At 73.2% G+C, this 18,557-nt stretch carries 9 protein-coding genes and 1 pseudogene; 7 read left to right on the top strand and 3 right to left on the bottom strand.

What is annotated here, in order from left to right; translation table 11 throughout:
• Window positions 1-148: 148 nt before the first annotated feature.
• Both ACFYZE_RS27810 and ACFYZE_RS27805 read left to right on the top strand, forming a co-directional pair.
• Window positions 149-4,714 (top strand): HAD-IC family P-type ATPase, encoded by a 4,566-nt coding sequence (locus ACFYZE_RS27810; protein WP_388999592.1) that lies wholly within the window; start codon window positions 149-151, stop codon window positions 4,712-4,714.
• A 549-nt stretch (window positions 4,715-5,263) separates the two neighbouring features.
• Complete coding sequence (locus tag ACFYZE_RS27805) at window positions 5,264-6,415, top strand: glutathione-independent formaldehyde dehydrogenase (protein WP_388999589.1); 1,152 nt, start codon at window positions 5,264-5,266, stop codon at window positions 6,413-6,415.
• A gap of 146 nt (window positions 6,416-6,561) precedes the next feature.
• On the opposite strand, the gene ftsH is transcribed toward ACFYZE_RS27805, so the two are convergent.
• The gene (gene ftsH, locus ACFYZE_RS27800) at window positions 6,562-8,661 is read right to left on the bottom strand and encodes an ATP-dependent zinc metalloprotease FtsH (protein ID WP_388999586.1); all 2,100 of its coding nucleotides are present in this window, start codon (window positions 8,659-8,661) and stop codon (window positions 6,562-6,564) included.
• A 323-nt stretch (window positions 8,662-8,984) separates the two neighbouring features.
• Between ftsH and ACFYZE_RS27795 the strand changes: the two genes are divergently transcribed.
• The 3 genes and pseudogenes from ACFYZE_RS27795 (at window position 8,985) to ACFYZE_RS27785 (ending at window position 13,599) form a co-directional block, all read left to right on the top strand.
• Window positions 8,985-10,457, top strand: coding sequence for a cytochrome P450 (locus tag ACFYZE_RS27795; RefSeq protein WP_388999584.1), 1,473 nt, complete (start codon window positions 8,985-8,987; stop codon window positions 10,455-10,457).
• 237 nt (window positions 10,458-10,694) lie between these two features.
• A pseudogene (locus ACFYZE_RS27790) lies at window positions 10,695-11,207 on the top strand (AAA family ATPase); the annotation flags it as partial.
• Window positions 11,208-12,093: 886 nt separating this feature from the next.
• The gene (locus ACFYZE_RS27785) at window positions 12,094-13,599 is read left to right on the top strand and encodes a helix-turn-helix transcriptional regulator (RefSeq protein WP_388999582.1); all 1,506 of its coding nucleotides are present in this window, start codon (window positions 12,094-12,096) and stop codon (window positions 13,597-13,599) included.
• Between the two features lie 10 nt (window positions 13,600-13,609).
• Here the strand turns inward: ACFYZE_RS27785 and ACFYZE_RS27780 are convergent, their stop codons facing one another.
• A complete protein-coding gene (locus ACFYZE_RS27780; RefSeq protein WP_388999579.1) occupies window positions 13,610-14,026 on the bottom strand; it encodes an ATP-binding protein in 417 nt (138 codons plus the stop codon).
• A gap of 146 nt (window positions 14,027-14,172) precedes the next feature.
• Between ACFYZE_RS27780 and ACFYZE_RS27775 the strand changes: the two genes are divergently transcribed.
• Window positions 14,173-14,940 carry an IclR family transcriptional regulator gene (locus tag ACFYZE_RS27775; RefSeq protein WP_388999577.1) on the top strand — a complete coding sequence of 256 codons (768 nt, stop codon included), beginning with the start codon at window positions 14,173-14,175 and terminating at the stop codon, window positions 14,938-14,940.
• 41 nt (window positions 14,941-14,981) lie between these two features.
• Window positions 14,982-16,499 (top strand): glycerol kinase GlpK, encoded by a 1,518-nt coding sequence (gene glpK / locus ACFYZE_RS27770; protein WP_388999575.1) that lies wholly within the window; start codon window positions 14,982-14,984, stop codon window positions 16,497-16,499.
• 40 nt (window positions 16,500-16,539) lie between these two features.
• Here the strand turns inward: glpK and ACFYZE_RS27765 are convergent, their stop codons facing one another.
• On the bottom strand, window positions 16,540-18,270 hold the full coding sequence (locus tag ACFYZE_RS27765; RefSeq protein WP_388999572.1) for a thiamine pyrophosphate-dependent enzyme: 1,731 nt from the start codon (window positions 18,268-18,270) through the stop codon (window positions 16,540-16,542).
• Window positions 18,271-18,557 lie beyond the last annotated feature (287 nt).

The following is an 18,557-nucleotide window of genomic DNA, read 5'->3' as shown; positions in this document are numbered from 1 at the left end:
CATCGCCCCCCACCGAGGCAGACGGTACCGGCGGGACAAGGGGTCTGCGAGCCGGGAAGCCGTTCGGATCAGCCCGCCGGGCGGGCGCTCGCCGTGCGCGCGATGATCGGATCCGTACGAGTACCGGCCCGCTCGGGAGGTGGCACGGATGTCGCTGCTGTCAGGGACCCGTCTGCCACTGCCGGGCCCGCTGGCCCACGGCCTGGCCGCCGGTGCCCGGGGTGCCGTGGAGGCGGCCGTGACGTTGCTCGGCCTCGACCGGCGGGACGTGTGGTCCCGCCCCGGCCGCTGCCACATCCGGCTCCGCGGCGTGCACGGTCCCGGTGGTATGCGGGTCGGCCGCATGGTGGAGCGCGCTCTGGAGGAGCATCCCGGGGTGCTGTGGGCGCGCGTGAACGCACCGGCGGAACGGGTCGTCGTGGAACTGGCCTCGCCGCCACCGTCGCGGCAGGAACTGCTCCGGATCGTCGCCCACGCCGAGGCCCACGAAGCCGCCGCCACCGCGGAGCCGGGCGAGCACGACGAATGGTGCCCCGGGCCGCACCACCCCTGCGAGGCGCCCCGCAGCCGGCCCGCACTCCCGGTCCTCGCCGCGGACATCGCGGGCCTGCTCCTCACGGTCGCCACCCGTCTGTCGCCGTGGACACCGCTGCCGGCGGAGGTGGGGGCGCTGGCCACCGCGGTCCAGTGCCACCCCTGGCTGCGCCGGCTGGTCACATCGGGCCTCACGGAACTGGAACGCCCTGAGTCGGTGGTTTTGACGGTCAACGCGCTCGTCCAGGGCCTGGCCACCCGTGGCGGAGGACTGATGCTCGACACCGCGCAGCGCATCGCGCAGTGGCGGGAGGCGAACGCGGCCCTCGAGGCGTGGGCGGACGCGGAGCCGCGACTGGTGCGGGGACCGGAGGACGCGCAGGCCGAGCCGGTCGTCGTGGAACGGCCGCGAGCGCACCGCGACGTGACGGCACGTTACGCCGAACGGGCCCTGGGGGCGGGCGCCGCCGTGGGTGCCCTGACCGCGCCGTACGCGGGTCCGCGGCGCGCGCTCGCGGTGGCGCTGGCCGGGATGCCGAAGGCTCCCGAGGCCGGGCGGGAGGGCTTCGCCACCAGCCTCGGTCGGTTCCTCGCACTGCGTGGAGTCGTGGCCATGGACCGCAGTGCGCTGCGCCGCCTGGGCCAGGTGGACACCGTGGTGCTGGACGTGGACGTGCTGCGCGGCGGGCGGTACGAGCTGACCGATCTGGTGCCGCTCGACGGCTCCGACACCGAGCAGTGCTCCGACCGGCTCTTCGCCCTGTTCGACCCGGCCGCGCCGACACGAGTCCGGCGCGACGGCGAAGGCTGGGTGCTCGGCCCGCTGGAGGATCTGGAGCCGGCCGGCCGCACCGGGGGCCGGGCCACCGAGCGGCTGCGGTCCCGGGGCAGCGAACGGGTGCTGGGACTCGTCCTGCGGCGCCGCCTGATGGCCGTCGCGGGCGTGGCGACCCAGACGCTTCCGGGCGCGCAGGCCCTCGTCGCGGCCGCCCGCCGTTCCCAGATCCGGGTTGTCCTCGCCGGCGACCGCACCGACCCGCGGCTCGGCTTCGCCGACGCCACGGTGCCCGCGGGGCGCCATCTGGTGGCGTCGGTGCGCGCCCTGCAGGCGGACGGCGCGGTGGTGCTGCTGGTGTCGGGCAACCGCCGGGCGCTCGCGGCGTCGGACTGCGGCATCGGCGTGCACCGGGACGGGGAGCCGCCGGCCTGGGGCGCACACCTGCTGGTCGGCACCGATCTGGAGTCGGTCGCGCTGATCCTCTCCGGCGTCGGCGTGGCTCGCCGGGTCGACCGGGACAGCGCCGTGCTGTCCACCGGCGGCAGCGGCATCGGCGCCGTGGCGGCGTTGCGGGCACCGGCCGCCGAGGCGTGCTCGCGCGGGCAGGCGGCGTGCAACACGGCCGGCGCGATCGCCTTCTGCCTGGGCGTCTGGCGCGCCCGGCAACTCTGCTCCCGCCCCGTCACCCCCTCCGTGGCGACCATCCCCTGGCACCTGATGCCTGCCGTGCGGGTCCTCGAGAGATTGCGGACGTCCGCCGAGGGGCTCTCCCCGGAGGAGGCCGCCGCGCGGGCCAAGAACCCCTCGGGGGCAGGTGCCGCGCCGCACACCACCCTGCTCTCCGCGTTCGTCGAGGAACTGGCCAATCCGCTGACACCGGTGCTCGCCGGCGGGGCCGCCCTGGCCGCCGCCGTCGGGTCCGGTGCGGACGCCGCACTGGTCGCCGCGGTCACCGCGACCTCGGCCCTGGTCGGTGGTGCGCAGAGGGTCCGCACCGAGCGTGCCCTCGCCGAGCTGACCGCCCGCTCCGCGGTCGGGGCCAGGGTGCGGCGCGGGGGCGTCGAGCGGCTGGTCACCGCCGAGGAGCTGGTCCCGGGGGACGTCGTCGTGCTGAGGCCCGAGGACGTGGTGCCCGCCGACTGCCGGCTGCTGCACGCCGAAGGTCTGGAGGTCGACGAGTCGTCACTGACCGGGGAGTCCCTGCCCGTCGCCAAGACCCCGGCCCCCGTGGTCGCCGCGCAACTCACCGAGCGCTCCTCGATGCTCTACGAGGGCAGCACGGTCTCCGCCGGCGAGGCGGTCGCCGTGGTGGTGGCCACCGGCTCGGCCACCGAGGTGGGGCGCACCATGGCCACGGCGCGGGAGGCCGCACCGGTCACCGGCGTCGAGGCGCGGCTGTCGTCGCTGACCAAGGCCAGCCTGCCCGTGGCGACGGCGTCCGCGGTGGCGGTGGCCGGGGCGGGACTGCTGCACGGGCGCCCGCTCGCCCAGAGCCTGGCCTCCGCGGTGAACCTGGCCGTCGCCTCGGTCCCCGAAGGGCTGCCGTTCCTCGTCAACGCCGCCCAACTGGCCTCCGCCCGCCGCCTGGCCGGGCAGGGCGCCCTCGTCCGCAACCCGCGCACCATCGAGGCCCTCGGCCGGGCCGATGTGCTCTGCTTCGACAAGACCGGCACCCTCACCGAGGGCAACCTCCAACTCGTCGCGGTCAGCGACGGAGAGCGGAACGTGTCCGTGGACCGGCTGGGCGCGCGGCACAAGGCGATCCTGTCCGCGGCGCTCCGGGCCACTCCCGCCGCCCGTCAGTCCGAGCCGATGGCCCACCAGACCGACCGGGCGGTGGACGCCGGGGCCCGGCGGGCGGGGGTGTCCGTCGGCCGCGGCGCGCCCGGTTGGCGGCGCACCGGCACCCTGCCCTTCGACCCGTCCCGGGCCTACCACGCCACGGTGGGCCGCACCGCCGGCTCCGCCCTGCTGAGCGTCAAGGGCGCCCCGGAGACCGTACTGGCCCGCTGCCGGCGCAGACGCCGGAACGGGGCCGAGAGCGCGCTCGACGACGCCGGGCGCAGGGCTCTCGCCCGGGCCACGGAGGAGCTCGCCGGCGCGGGCCGCCGCGTCCTCGCAGTGGCCGAACGCACCCTGGGCCAGGGCGAGGAGCTGACCGACGACACGGTGCGCGACCTGGTCTTCGTGGGCTTCGTCGTCCTCGCCGACCCGGTACGCCCTTCAGCCGCGCCGGCCACCGCCCGGTTGCGCGCGGCGGGCGTGCACACCGTCCTGCTCACCGGGGACCACGCCGCCACCGCGGAGGCCATCGCGGCATCCGTCACCGGCGAGCCGCACCAGAAGGTCCGCACGGGGCCGGAACTGGACGCGCTCGACGACGACGAACTCGACGCGCTGCTGCCCACGGTGGACGTGATCGCGCGGTGCACCCCGCACCACAAGGTCCGTATCGTCGAGGCGTTCCAGCGGCTCGGCCGCGTGGTGGCGATGACCGGCGACGGCGCCAACGACGCCCCGGCCATCCGGCTCGCCGACGTCGGCATCGCCCTGGGGCGGCGCGGCACGCCCGCGGCGACGGCCGCGGCCGATCTCGTCATCGGGGACGACCGTCTGGAGACGATCGTCGCCGCGCTCACCGAGGGCCGGGCGATGTGGACCTCGGTCAGGACCGCGCTGGCCATCCTGATTGGCGGCAACCTCGGCGAGGTCACCTTCAGCGTGCTCGCCTCGGCCGCGGCGGGCAGCTCACCGCTCAGCGCCCGTCAGATCATGCTGGTGAACCTTCTCACCGACCTCGCCCCGGCGCTGTCCATCGCCGTCCGCACGCCGGCCGAGAGCACCGGGGAGCAACTGCTCCGGGAAGGACCGCACCAGTCGCTGGGCACCTCGCTCACTCAGGAGATGGTGCAGCGCGGGCTCACCACGGCGCTCGGCGCGGGACTGGCCTGGACGGCCGCCCGGTTCACCGGCACACGCCGCCGCGCCGCCACGGTGGCGCTGGTCGCGGTGGTCGGCACCCAGCTCGCCCAGACCCTCACCAGCGGCGGGGCGGACCTCCAGGTGCTCGCCGCCACCCTCGGTTCGGCCGCCGTGCTCGTCGGCATCGTCCAGACCCCGGGCATCAGCCGGTTCTTCGGGTCCACTCCGCTCGGCCCCGTCGGCTGGTGCACCACTGTGGCGTCCATCGCGACCGCCACGCTCCTCCACGGGACGCTGAAGCCGCTCTCGCAGCGCATGGCCGACGCGGGTTGGCTGCCCGCCGGGGGCGAGGACGCCGGGGCGGAGGCTCCCGGGGAGGACGCGCGCGTGCCGGCGGCCGCCGCGCTGACGGCCTGGCTGAGCGGTGCGCTGTCCCGCCTGGGCCTGCCCGTACCCGGGGCGGGCGCCGTCGTCGCGTGAGCGAAAAGCCGGTCCCGTGTTCCCGTCACTCCTCGGGCGCGTCCTCGTCCACCCGGTACGTCCTGGTCCAGGTGGCGCCACAGCGGCAGCGGGACGACTCGATCAGTTCGCCGTTCTCGCTCACACTCAGACCGTTTCCGATACGCACGTGAACATGTTCACCCACGGCGCGTCTCCTCTCGCTGACGGAAGCCGGCGGAAAAGCCATTGAACGAGATGCTGCGGCGGGGAGTAAGAGCGCGTTCGCATGGTGAGACGTTTCGAGAAAGGTGCGGATTGCTCCGGGACGGCAGAAGGGAAGGGAGAAAGCGCCGTGGCACGGTCACCCGTCGACGGGGACGGTCCGGAGAGCTGGTCGCAGGACCCCGCGGCGGACCGCCGCGACGTGGGTTGCGGCCCCTGCCGTACGGGCGTTTTCTGGAAGTGTCCGGCGGTGAAAGAGCGCGAACGGGGCCACGGCACAGCCGAGGGCCCGCGCCTGTAGTGCCTCCCCCGGTAGCGGCTCCGTCCCGCCACCGTCAGCCGGCGTTCGACGCGGAGGTGACGCAGGTGAAAGCCGTCGTCTACGAGAAGCCCTTCAGCGTGGCTGTGAGGGATGTCCAGGATCCCCGGATCGAGCACCCGAACGATGTGCTCGTACGGGTCACGTCGACCGCGATCTGCGGTTCGGACCTGCACATGTACGAGGGCCGCACGGCGGCCGAGTCAGGCATCGTCTTCGGACACGAGAACCTCGGCATCGTCGAAGAGGTCGGCAGCGGCGTGACCTCCCTGTCCGAGGGTGACCGGGTCGTGATGCCCTTCAACGTCGCCTGCGGATTCTGCAAGAACTGCCTCGCCGGAAAGACCGGATTCTGCCTCACGGTGAATCCCGGATTCGCCGGCGGCGCCTATGGGTATGTGGCGATGGGCCCGTTCATCGGTGGCCAGGCCGAGCGGCTGAAGGTGCCCTACGCCGATTTCAACTGCCTGAAACTGCCACCCGGCGAGGAGTTCGAGACCGATTTCGTCCTGCTCGCCGACATCTTCCCGACGGGTTATCACGGATGCGAACTGGCCCAGGTGTCTCCCGGTGAGAGCGTGGCCGTCTACGGTGCCGGACCGGTGGGTCTGATGGCCGCCTACTCCGCGTTGCTGCGCGGGGCGTCGAAGGTGTTCTCCGTCGACCGGGTGCCCGAGCGGCTCGCCAAGGCGGAGGAGATCGGGGCCATTCCCATCGACTTCACCAAGGGCGACCCCGCCGAGCAGATCAAGGAGCAGACGAACGGAGAGGGCACCGACAAGGGAGTGGATGCCGTCGGCTACCAGGCCCAGGCGCACGACGCCAGCCATGAGGAACCCGCCATCGTCCTCAACGAGCTCGTGGAGACGGTGCGGCCCACCGGCATGCTCGGTGTCCCGGGCCTGTACGTGCCCTCCGACCCCGGCGGGCCGGACGAGCACGCCAAGCGGGGCCAGTTGCTGGTCTCCATCGGCCGGATGTTCGAAAAGGGCCAGCAGATGGGCACCGGCCAGTGCAACGTCAAGCGGTACAACCGCCAGCTGCGTGATCTGATCATCGCGGGGCGGGCCAAGCCCAGCTTCGTGGTCTCCCATGAACTGCCGCTGGACCAGGCGCCGCAGGCGTACGAGAAGTTCGACAAGAGGATCGAGGGCTACACCAAGGTGGTGCTGCACCCCGGTCACGCCCTCGCGGCCTGAGCGACGGGTCCGGGCGCGCACGCGCACCCGGACCCCGTCAAGGTGCCGACCGAGGCATCCGCCCCCGCGCTCCGTGTGCCGGGCCGTGCTGCACCACACCCACTGCCCCGTCATCACGGTGCCGCACGACCCCCATGCGTGAGCGGCTAGGAGCCGGTGCCGGTTCCGGTGCCGGTGGTGGTCCCGGTCTCGGTGGTGGTGCCGGTCCCGGCGGCGCCGCCCTGATCTTCCTGCCCGGGAACTTCTCCCTGAACGCGGACCGGTGGCGCCGCGGCCCGTAGATCCTGGACCGCGTGCTCCGGAAGGTTTCCGTCCGCCTCCCGCAGTTGCTCACGCTCCTGACTCAGGACCTCCAGGACTGCGGAGCCGTCGATGGTCTCGCGGGTGACCAGCAGCCCGGCGAGCCGGTCCAGGGCCCGGCGGTGCTCCCGCAGCAGCCCCGTCGCCCGCTCCTCGGCCTCGCGCAGCAGGCGTGCCGCCTCCTGGTCGATGATCCGCTGGGTCTGTTCCGAGTACGGCTGCCGGATCGAGTCCTCCGGGGTCTCGCCCAGGTAGTGCGGGCCGGCGGCGGCGTAGCCGACCGGGCCGAGCGCCGGGGACAGACCGAAGTCCCGCACCATGCGCGTGGCGATCTGGGTGGCCCCGGCCAGGTCGTTGGCGGCGCCGCTGGAGCCCGCGCCGAAGACCACCAGCTCGGCCGCCCGGCCGCCGAGCCGCACCGCGAGCAGATCCGTCAGATAGGCCTCGCTGTACAGATGGCGCTCGGCCTCGGGCAGCTGCTCGGTCACCCCGAGCGTCATGCCCGACGGCAGGACGGTGACCTTCGCGACGGGGTCGGCGTGCTCGCACAGCGCGGCGACCAGGGCGTGCCCCGACTCGTGGACGGCGACCGAGTGGCGCTCCTCGGGCAGCAGGGCGTTGGACGCCTCGCGACGGCCCAGCAGCACCCGGTCGCGGGCGGCGTCCAGGTCGTGCGGCTCGATCAGCACGCGGTCGGCCCGTACGGCGTTGATGGCGGCCTCGTTGACCAGGTTCGCCAGGTCCGCGCCGGAGAAGCCGGGGGTGGCGCGGGCGACCGTGCCGAGGTCGACGTCGGGGGACAGGATCTTGCCGCGCGCGTGCACGGTCAGGATGGCGGCCCGCTCGACCTGGTTGGGCAGGGGCACCGTGACCTGCCGGTCGAAGCGGCCCGGGCGCAGCAGGGCCGGGTCCAGCGCCTCCGGCCGGTTGGTGGCGGCGAGCACGACGATGCCGGTGGACTGGTCGAAGCCGTCCATCTCGGCCAGCAGCTGGTTGAGGGTCTGCTCACGTTCGTCGTTGCCGCCGATGTGGCCGCTGCCCGAGCGGCGGGCGCCCACGGCGTCCAGTTCGTCGATGAAGATGATCGACGGCGCGCGTTTGCGGGCCTCGTCGAACAGGTCCCGCACGCGGGAGGCGCCCACGCCGACGAACATCTCCACGAACGCGGACCCGGTCACCGACAGGAACGGCACGTCGGCCTCACCGGCGACGGCACGAGCGAAGAGCGTCTTGCCGGTGCCAGGCGGTCCCACCATGATCACTCCACGGGGGCCCTTGGCGCCCGCCGCCGCGTAGCGCATGGGGTTGCGCAGGAAGTCGACCACCTCGCTGATCTCCTGCTTCACCCCGTCGTACCCGGCCACGTCGTCGAACCGGGTGGTGGGCCGCTCCGCCTCGATGATCTTCGCCCGAGAGCGGCCGATCGCGCTGAGCCCACCGGTCACCGAGCGCGCGGCACGGCGCCCGAACCACAAGAAGGCGCCGACCAGGAGCAGCAGCGGGAGGAAGGCGACGAGGAACGACAGGAACGGGTTGCCGCCGCTCCTGCTCTGCGAGGCGGTGATCTGGACGTGCTCGGCCTGGAGCTGCTGCTGCAGCGACCCGGTCCCCAGCGCGGTGGGCAGCTGGGTGGTGAACCTGGTGCCGTTCTTCAGACTGCCGCTGACCGCCCCCTTGTCGTTGATGTCGACCGTCTTGACCTGCCCGGCACCGACCTTGGCGGTGAAGTCGCTGTACGTCAGGTGGGCCGGCGGGGTCCCCGACGGGGCGCGCACCAGCATGATGACGACCAGGAAGGCCACCCACAGCAGCGGGACGATCCACCACTGCCGGCCCCCCGGCGTGGGCCGCTGGTTCCCGGGCGGCCTCGGCGCGCCCCGGGGCGGCCCTGACTTGGCCGGTGGCGTGAGATGCCGGTGCGGCATCCGCACTCGCGTGATCACCACGCACCGCCTCCTCCCACCAGTGCGATGTCACCCGGTGCCCGGCGGCGGGGCATTCCCGGGTCACTTCTCATGGTCTCTCGCCCGGCCCCGGAACGGCGCCCGGCCGGGTCAAGCCGGCGGCGAATCCGGAGAAGGAAGAATTGCCGGTCGGTGTAGCCGGCATCAACAGTGGCCGGTGCCATGCGCCTTCGTGCTCCTGTGCGCCCCCCGGGAAAAGCGCGCGGGAAGCGGGCAGCGGGTTGGACTGGGCAGGACAGGACTCATGCTCCACGTCCGAGGAACGTTCACCGATTTCCTGTGTCGACCGCGGAAGGTGGTATTCGATGAGCGGTTCCCTGCCCCAGACCCGGCGAGTGTGGACGGTGGCCACTGCGCCGGGCATATTCCCATTCGTCGGTCACGGTATCACCCTGTTCCGGAACCCACTGGCCTTTCTGAATTCCGTTTCCAGTCATGGGGATCTGGTCGAGATACGCCTCGGTCCCCAGCGTGCCTGGCTGGTGTGCCACCCGCAGCTGGTGCACCGGGTCCTCATGGGCGCCCGTACCTTCGACAAGGGCGGTCCGCAGTACGACAGGCTGCGGCCGCTGATGGGCGACGGCCTGGTCACCTGCGCCCACGAGGAGCACCGACGGCAGCGCAAGCTGATCCAGCCCGCCTTCCACCCGGCCCGCGTCGCCGACCACGCGCGGGTGATGGGCGAGGAGGCCGAGTCCGTCCTCGGCGCGTGGCGGCCCGGCGAGAAGGCCGACGTGAGCGGGGCGATGCTGGCCCTGACCACCCGGGTGACCAGCCGTTTCCTGCTCTCCGACGTGCTGGACCCCGCGACCGTCGCCGAGCTGCGGGACTGCCTCGCGGCCCTCGTCCGGGGCCTGTTCGTCCGTACGGTCGTGCCGCTCGCCCCCCTGTTCCGGCTCCCCTCGCCCGCCAACCGCCGCTACCGCCGCGCCTTCGACCGCCTGCACGCGATCGTCGACTCCGTCATCGACGAACGGCGGCGGGGCCGTCCCCGGGACGACCTGCTGGGCAGCCTGCTGGAGGCCGAGCGAGGCCGTGGGGGAGCGGGGGTCACCGGTCGGGAGATCCACGACCAGCTGATCACGCTCCTGCTCACCGGCGTCGAGAGCACGGCGATGTGCCTCGGCTCGCTGTTCGCCCTGCTGCCCCGCCATCCGGAGGTCGAGCGCCGGCTGCACGCGGAGGTCGACGAGGTGCTCGCCCAGCGGCGGCCGCCCGGCTCGGAGGAGCTGAGGCGCCCGGTGTACACCCGCGGCGTGGTGACCGAGACGCTCCGGATGTATCCGCCGGGATGGCTCTTCACCCGGACCACCACCAAGGAGACCGACCTCGCCGGCGTCCGGCTTCCCGAGGGGACGACGGTCCTGTACAGCCCCTACGTCCTGCACCACGATCCCGCGTCGTTCCCCGACCCCGACCGGTTCCTGCCCGAGCGCTGGCTGCCCGGGCAGTCCGCGGCCGTGCGCAACCGGCGCCCTGCTGCCCTTCGCCGCCGGCAGCCGCAAACGCGTCGGGGACACCTTCGCCATGGCGGAGGCCACCCTGGCCGTGGCGACGGTGGCCCGCCGCTGGCGTCTGCGGCCGCTGCCCGGCTCGCCATCGGAACGATCAACCGCGCCATCAGGGAGTTCGAGCGGCTCTCCGAGCAGATCCGGCCGCGATCGAGCCCCGCCGCCCTCGGCTATGTGGACGGCATGGCCGGCTGGATCCGCGGCTGCTACTACTGGTCCCGCGACGTGCCGCGCTACGCGGACATCGCGGCCGTCCCCGTCGGCTGACGTACGACACGGAAGCGCTGCTGCGTGTGGCGGCGGCGCCTCGACGGGCGCTCCCCGCCGGGCTCCCGCAAGGAGCCCGGTTCGCGGCGATACCCGAGGTGAGGACGGGCAAAACGCCGTCGTTGATGATTCATTCTTTCCATACGCCATGCCGCTCGAAAGCCTCCTGACCGCGCCCACCAGGACGTACGCTCAGCGCTGTCTTCCGACAGCTGACGGCAGGAAGCGGCGGGGCACATGGCGCACGGACCACGGCAACCCATCACCGGGCACCGGACGTTGCTCGAGCGGGACGGGGAACTGAAGTCGATCGACTCGGCGTTGGCGGACCTGTGCGACGCCCCCGACGGCGGCGCGCCCGCAGAGCAGGGCGGACTGCTCGCCTTCACCGGATCGGCCGGCATGGGCAAGACCACCCTCCTCGCGGAAGTGCGCGCCCGCGCCGTGGCCCGCGGATGCACCGTCCTCTCCGGCAAGGGCGGCGAGAACGAACAGGGCCTGGCGTTCCGCGTGGTCCGGCAGCTCCTGCAGCCCGTTCTCGCGACGATGGACGGCGCGAACCGCCGGGAGTTGCTGGGCAGTTGGTACGACGTCGTCTCTGCCGCCCTCGGTCTGGAGGCGAAGTGCGCGGCACCGGTGCCGGACCCGACCGTGGTCCGTGACGGCCTGGACTGGGTCATGACCCGCCTGACGGTGCTCAAGGCGCCCGTCGTCCTGCTCCTGGACGACATGCACTGGGCCGACGACGAGTCCCTGAGTTGGCTCGCCTCCTTCGCGCCACGGGCCCACGACCTGCCACTGCTCGTCGTCGTCGCCTACCGGCCGGAAGAACTTCCCGCCGGGGCGACCGCGTTCGGCCCCCTCACCGAACGCCACGGAGAACGCCCCCACACCCTGGCGCCGCTCACCGGCGACGGCGTCGCGCGGATCCTGCGGGACGAACTGGGAGAGGACGCCGAGGACGCGTTCTGCGACGAATGCCGGCAGATCACCGGCGGCAGCCCGTTCGAGACCGTCGAACTCGCGATCCGTCTCGGCCGGCGCCAGGTGAAGGGCACCCGGGAGGAGCTTCCCCTGATGCGGGAACTGGCCTCCGCGGTCAAGGGCCCCGGACTGCTCGCACGCCTGCGGCAACTCGGTACGCCCACAGTCCGCTTCGCCTGGGCCGCGGCCGTGCTCGGCAGCTCCATCTCGCGGGACCTCGCGGCCGCCATCGCGCTGGTCGGCACCGAGCAGGCCGCCGAGGCGGTCGAGAGGCTGCGCTCCGCCCGCGTTTTGGCGGAGGGGGAGGGCCCCGAGGGTGCCCTGGAGTTCGTTCACCCGCTGATCGCCACCACCGTCTACCGGGCGATCCCGCCCGGCGTGCGGGTCGGGCTGCACAACGCGGCCGCGGAGGCCCTCCGCACGGCCGGCCTCGGGGCCGTCGCGGCCGCCCGGCATCTGCTGGAGGTCCCCTGCGAGGGCAACGCCGACGCGGTCGAGTGCCTGCGCGAGGCCGCCCGTGACCACCTGCGCGCCGGAGCCCCCGAGGCCGCCCGGCGCGTCCTGAACCGGGGCACTGCGCGAGCCGCCGGCCGAGGAGGAGCGTGCCGCGCTGCTCCACGAACTTGCCGGTGCGACGTTCCTGATCGATCCGGTGGCGACCGTCGGCCATCTGCGGGCGGCGCTCGCCGAGCCCGTGATCGACGACGAGCTGCGCGCCCGTATCGTCTACCGGCTGACACAGGCGCTGGCGCACACCGACCAGGTGGCCCAGGCCGCGGCCGTGGCCGCCGAAGAGGCGCGCCGGGCGACGCACTCGCGCACGCGCCTGAGGATGCAGGCCGACCACTTCCAGTGGAGTTCCTGCCGCACCGACGAACCCGACTCGCGGGCCCGCACCCGCCGGCTGGCCCGGCTGGCGGCCCGGCTGCCCGGCCGGAACCTGGAGGAGCGCTACATCCTCGGGCTGAGGTCCTGGGACGCCCTCCTGTGCGGGGAGCCGCGCAGCACGGTCCTGGAGTACGCCGAGAAGGCCCTGCGCGGGGGACTGAGCTGGACCGAGGAGAACCGCGGCTTCGAGGTGCCCGTCTCCGTCGCCCTCACGTTCATGTACTGCGACCAGCCACGACGGGCGGAGGAGCTGTTCACCCGGGGCATCGCGGAGTGCGAGGCGAAGGGCTGGCGCGGCTCCCACCTGGCGCTCGGCCAGACCCTCCTCGGCTACATCCGCTACCGCCGCGGCTGCCTCGCCGGGGTGGAGGACCTGGTACGGGAGGGGCTGCACATCGCCGAACGGGTGCGGGAGGCGGTTCCGGCGCAGTGGTTCGCGATCGGCATCCTCATCCAGATCCTGCTGGCCCGGGGACGCACCGCCGAGGCGCGCCAGGTCGCCGAGCGCACCGCTACGGCGAGATCGTCCCGCGCGCCGTGGTCTACCCCGACCCCCGCACGGTGTACGCCGAACTGCTCCTGGCGGAGGGACGAGACGAGGAGGCGGAGAGGCTGCTGTCCGCTGTCGGTGAGTGGCTGGAGTCCCCGGCCTGGCGCAATCCGGCCTGGTGCCCCTGGCAGCTCGACCTGGCGTCCGCCCTCGCCACCAGGTCCCCCGAGCGCGCGGCGCGCCTGGCCGAGGAGGCCGTCAAGCGGGCCCGGGACTTCGGCGCGGCCTTCCGTGATCGGCCAGGCCCTGCACCTCGAGGCCGAGGTGACCGGCGGCGCCGCCGCGCTCGACCCCCATGCGGAGGCCGTGGCCCAGTTGGAGCGCTCACCGGCGCCGTACGAGCTGGCCCGGGCCCTGGTCGGGCACGGAGCCGCACTGCTGCGGGGCGCGAGGGTGCAGGAGGCCGCCGACCGGCTCTACCGCGGGCTTGAGGTCCCCGTCCACTGCGGCGCGGAGGGCGTCGCCACCCGGGCCAGGGCGGAGCTGTCCGCGGCGGGACTGCCCTCGCTGCCCCTGCGCTACGCCCAGTCGGACACCCTGACCGCTCAGGAACGCACCGCCGCCGAACTGACCGCCCAGGGCCACCCGGCGTCGGTCGTGGCCAAGGAGCTGCATCTGACCGAGCAGGGCGTGAGGCAGTTGCTCTCCTCCACCTACCGCAAGATCGGCACGGACGCCGCGGGCCTCGCCCAGGCCCTGACGACGTTCCCCCGGCCGTGACCGCGCTCCCTCACCCCACGAGCACGTCCGCCCAGCGGCTGGTCCCGCCCTGGTACGTGTGCACACCGCACCGCGCCGACAGCGTGGTGACGATGTCGATGCCCCGGCCGTGCTCGTCCGGGTCGACCTCGCAGGTCGTACGCGCGGGCCCCGTGTCGGTCACGTCGACCCGTACGGCACCGTGTCCGTCCACCAGGACCCGTGACACTCTCAGCGTGGCCGGCGGCAGGGCGTGCACAAACGCGTTGGTGAGCAGCTCCGAGGTCACGAGGAGCACGTCGTCAGCGGCGTCCTGGGGCACGTTCCAGCGGGTGAGGAGCGCCTGTACGCGTCGGCGTACCGCTGAGACGGCCCTGGGCGCGTACGGCAGCGGAAAAACGTGTTCCACCTCCGCGCACGGCGCGGCGTTGAGCTGCGCTGTGATCATGGGCCTTCCTCCTCCTGGCAGCGCCCTCGGCCGGGAGCCGGGCGTGATGGAACGCTAAGGACCGAAATGTTGCCGGTCAATGAACCGCGGTCGGCATTGCCGAACACGAGTCCTTAATCGGGACAAATCGGGACTATGATCGCTTCATGGCAGGCCCGGTCCAGTCCATAGAGAGGGCGGCGGCGATTTTGCGTCTGCTCGCCGCCGGCCCCCGTCGGCTCGGACTCGGCGAGGTGGCGTCCTCGCTGGGCCTGGCCAAGGGCACCGCCCACGGCATCCTGCGCACCCTGCAGCACGTCGACTTCGTGGAGCAGGACGCGACGACGGGGAAGTACCAGCTCGGGGCGGCCCTGCTGCACCTCGGCACCAGCTACCTCGATGTGAACGAACTGCGGTCGCGCGCCATCAACTGGGCCGACGCCCTCGCCGCCCGCAGCGGGGAGGCGGTCCGCCTGGGCACCCCCCTGGAGGGCAAGGTGCTCGTGGTCCACCACGTCTTCCGGCCGGACGACACGCTCCAGACCCTGGACGTGGGCGCGCTGCTGCCGCTGCACGCCTCCTCGCTCGGCAAGGTTCTGCTGGCCTTCGGGGCCGCACCCGTGGGACCACTGCTGGAGAGGGAACTGGAGGCGTACACCCGGCACACCCTGGTCCGTCCGGAGGACCTCACCCGGGCGCTCGGCGAGATCCGGGAGCTCGGCTGGGGCGCCGAGGTGCAGGAGATGAGCGTCGGCGAGGGAGGGATCGCCGCGCCGATCCGGGGGCACGGCGGTCTGGTCGTGGGCGCGATCGGCCTGTCCGGCCCCGTCGAGCGGATCTGCGACACCAAAGGCCGGCCCCTGCCGGCCCTGATCACCTTGCTCCGGGAGGCCGCGCGGGCGATCTCCAGAGACCTGGGCGCGGCCCGCTGGTAGGTCCGGGCACCCCGGCCACGCATGGGAAGGCAGGCCCGATCATGGTTGAGCGGTATGTGGTGTCCATCGACCAGGGCACCACCTCCACGCGGTGCATCCTGTTCGACCACCGCGGGCGGTTGGTGTCCGTCGCCCAGAGGGAGCACCAGCAGTACTTCCCCAAGCCCGGCTGGGTGGAGCACGACGCCCTGGAGATCTGGCGCAACCTGCAGCGTGTGGTGCCCGAGGCGCTGACCAACGCCGGTATCGACCCCGGACAGGTCGCCGCGATCGGGATCGCCAACCAGCGTGAGACGACCGTCCTGTGGGATCCGCGCACCGGGGCCCCGCTGGGACGGGCGATCGTCTGGCAGGACACCCGTACCGGCCCGATGGTCGAGGACCTCATGGACCGGCCGGGGGAGGAGTTCTTCCTCGACCGCTGCGGCCTTCCCCCGTCCACCTACTTCTCCGCGCCCCGGATCCGCTGGCTGTTCGACAACGTCCAGGGCCTCGAGCAGCGGGCCCGGGCCGGAGAGGTTCTGTTCGGCACCATCGAGAGCTGGCTGATCTGGAACCTGACCGGCGGCACCGACGGCGGTCTGCACATCACCGACGTCACCAACGCCAGCCGCACCATGCTGATCAACATCCGGACGCTGACCTGGGACCAGGAACTGATGGAGTTCTTCGGGGTACCCCGCCCGATGCTGCCGGAGATCCGCTCCTCCGCCGAGATCTACGCCGAGGCCCGCTCGGTACTCCCGGGCGTGCGCATCACGGCCGCACTCGGCGACCAGCAGGCGGCCCTGTTCGGGCAGACCTGCTTCTCGCCCGGCGAGGCGAAGTGCACCTACGGCACCGGCAGCTTCCTGCTGATGAACACCGGTACCGACCTCGTGCGGTCCCGGCACGGGCTGCTCACCACCGTCGCGTACAGGATCGCCCCCCATCCCACGGTCTACGCCCTGGAGGGCCCGATCGCCGTCACCGGCTCCCTCGTCCAGTGGTTCCGCGACCGTCTCGGCCTGATCAACAGCGCACCCGAGATCGAGACCCTGGCCCGCACCGTCGAGGACAACGGCGGCTGCTACATCGTCCCCGCGTTCTCCGGGCTGTTCGCCCCCCACTGGCGCAGCGACGCCCGTGGCGTCATCGTCGGGCTCACCTCCTACATCACCAAGGGCCACCTGGCCCGGGCCGTCCTGGAGGCCACCGGCTGGCAGACGCGGGAGGTCGTCGACGCGATCAACGCGGACTCCGGGCTCGCCCTGAAGCAGCTCAAGGTGGACGGCGGCATGACCTCCGACAACCTGCTCATGCAGTTCCTGGCCGATGTGCTCGACGTTCCCGTGGTACGGCCGATGGTCGCCGAGACGGTCTCCCTCGGCGCCGCCTACGCCGCCGGACTGGCCTCCGGCTACTGGCCCGATCTGGAGGTGCTGCGCCGCAACTGGCACCGGGCCGCCCAGTGGCTGCCCGACATGGATCCCGAGCGGCGGGAGTGGGAGTACGAGAACTGGCAGCGGGCCGTCGAGCGGTCCCTGGGCTGGGTCCGGCCGCCGAAACACTCCTCGTGACGGGGGCGACGGAACCGACCGCGGCAGCAGAGCCGCCCGCTCAGGCCCTTCGGCCCCGCAGGAGCGCACGCAACCGTCGGCGTGCACCCTCTTCAGCGAGGCCGGCAGGGCGCGGCGGCTCGGTCTCCGCGTCCACCACGAACTCCACGACCACGGGTCGCCGCGCGGCGAGAGCGGCGTCCCAGGCGGCGCCGATGTCCTTCGGGCGGTAGCAGTGGACGCCCTCCAGACCGAGCAGGCGGGCGTAGTCGGCGTAGGGCACGTCCGGGACCGAGGAGGTGCCGCTCAGCCGGGGATTGCCGGTGACCGCCCGCCGGTCCCACGTCGCCTGGTTGAGGTCGCGGTTGTTGAACACGCAGAAGACCAGCGGGGGGCCGCCGGACAGGCGGTCCAGATGGTCCTTGACGGTGATCATCTCGGCCATCCCGCTCATCTGGAAGGCGCCGTCGCCCACGAAGGCGATGACCGGCCGGTCGGGATGCGCGAAGCGGGCCGCCAGGGCGTACGGGACGGCGGTGCCCATGGCCGCGTGGTGCCCCGAGAGCGCCGCGCGCATGCCGGAACGCAGGCGGAGATGGCGCGCCCACCACACGGTGCTGGAGCCCGCGTCGGCCGTGAGCAGCGCCCGGTCGGGGAGCCGGTCGGCGAGCTCGGTGGCGACGGCGGCCGGGTTGATGAGGTGACCGAAGTGCTGCCGGGCCTCGGTGCGCCGGTTCCCGTGCCAGGTCCGCACGCTCTTCTCGACGCTTCGGCGCCAGGCGCGGCTCTTCTTGCGGTGCAGCAGGGGCAGCAGCGCCTCGAGCGTCGCCTTCGGATCGCCGACCAGACGCACGTCCCCCGGCCTGCACGGAGCGGTCACGCCCGCCTCCGGGTTGATCTCGACGCTCCGCACCGCCCACCGGCCCGGCGGCAGCCAGGCCTCACGGGGCCCCGCCCCGACCAGCAGCAGGGTGTCGCAGGCACGCACCAGCCTCTCACTGGCCGGACTGGCGACCCGGCCCGCCGGACCGGTCACGTACCCCAGGTCGTCGGGGAGAACGTCCAGCGCCAGCAGCGCCTTCGCCACCCCGGCACCGAGCAGCTCGGCCGCCCGCTCGACCTCCGCCCCGGCCCGCGCCGCGCCCCGCCCGATGACCACGGCCACCTTCCGGCCCTCGTCGAGGATGCCGGCCGCACGGCGGAGCTCCCCCTCCTCCGGCATCAGGAGCGGCCGGCCCGGTCCGGGCGCGACGACATCCGCCGGAACCGCCGTCCCGGCCGAGGGCGGGGCCTGCTGGTCCAGGACGTCGGCCGGCAGGATCACCACGGCCACACCGCGCCGGGCCGACGCCGTCTGGAAGGCCCGGTCCAGGACGGGCCCCGCCTGGTCCGGAGAGACGATCACCTCGCAGGACTCCGACACGTCCGCACACAGCCGGTCCAGGTGCACCGCCTGCGGACGGCGTGCCCCCGGGCCGGTCCGCGGCGAGTCGCCGAGCAGGGCCACCACCGGCTGCCGGTCCAGCTGGGCGTCGTACAGGCCGTTGAGGACCTGCACGGCCCCCGGCCCGGACGGCGCGAGGCAGCAGCCGACCGTCTCCGTGAACCGCGCGTGCCCGCAGGCCATGAAGGAGGCGGCCTCGCCGTGCCGTGCCTGGACGAACTCCGGCTCCCGCCCTGCCCGGCGGAAGGCCTCGAGCAGCGGGTCGGCCCCCTGTCCCGGATAGCCGTACACCCGGACGACGCCCCAGGCGCGCAGGCGCTCCCGTACGACTTCCGAAACCACGGCCATGAGTCCTCCCAGCACATGTGCTGTGACGAGACCTGCCCCGGGCCTGGCCGTCCCCGACCGCCGCCGGGGCGAATAGGTCCCGCCGGACCGCTTTTTCCACCCATTGGCGCAGGTTCCTCCAGGAGTCTCCGGCCGCCGACGGAGAGCCGGACGCGGGCACCCGTACGGCGCAGCGGGCGTTTCGCCCGCGCCACTGGAGGACACGGCTGTGTCGATCGGAAGCGGACGGCTGCCCCGGGAGGACGAGCGCGTGCCGGCGTCAGAGGATGAGCGGTCCAGCGCGGCGG

It is taken from the genome of Streptomyces sp. NPDC001796, from assembly GCF_042892355.1.
Taxonomy (GTDB): Bacteria; Actinomycetota; Actinomycetes; order Streptomycetales; family Streptomycetaceae; genus Streptomyces.
This window is presented reverse-complemented; position numbering and strand designations above follow the sequence as displayed.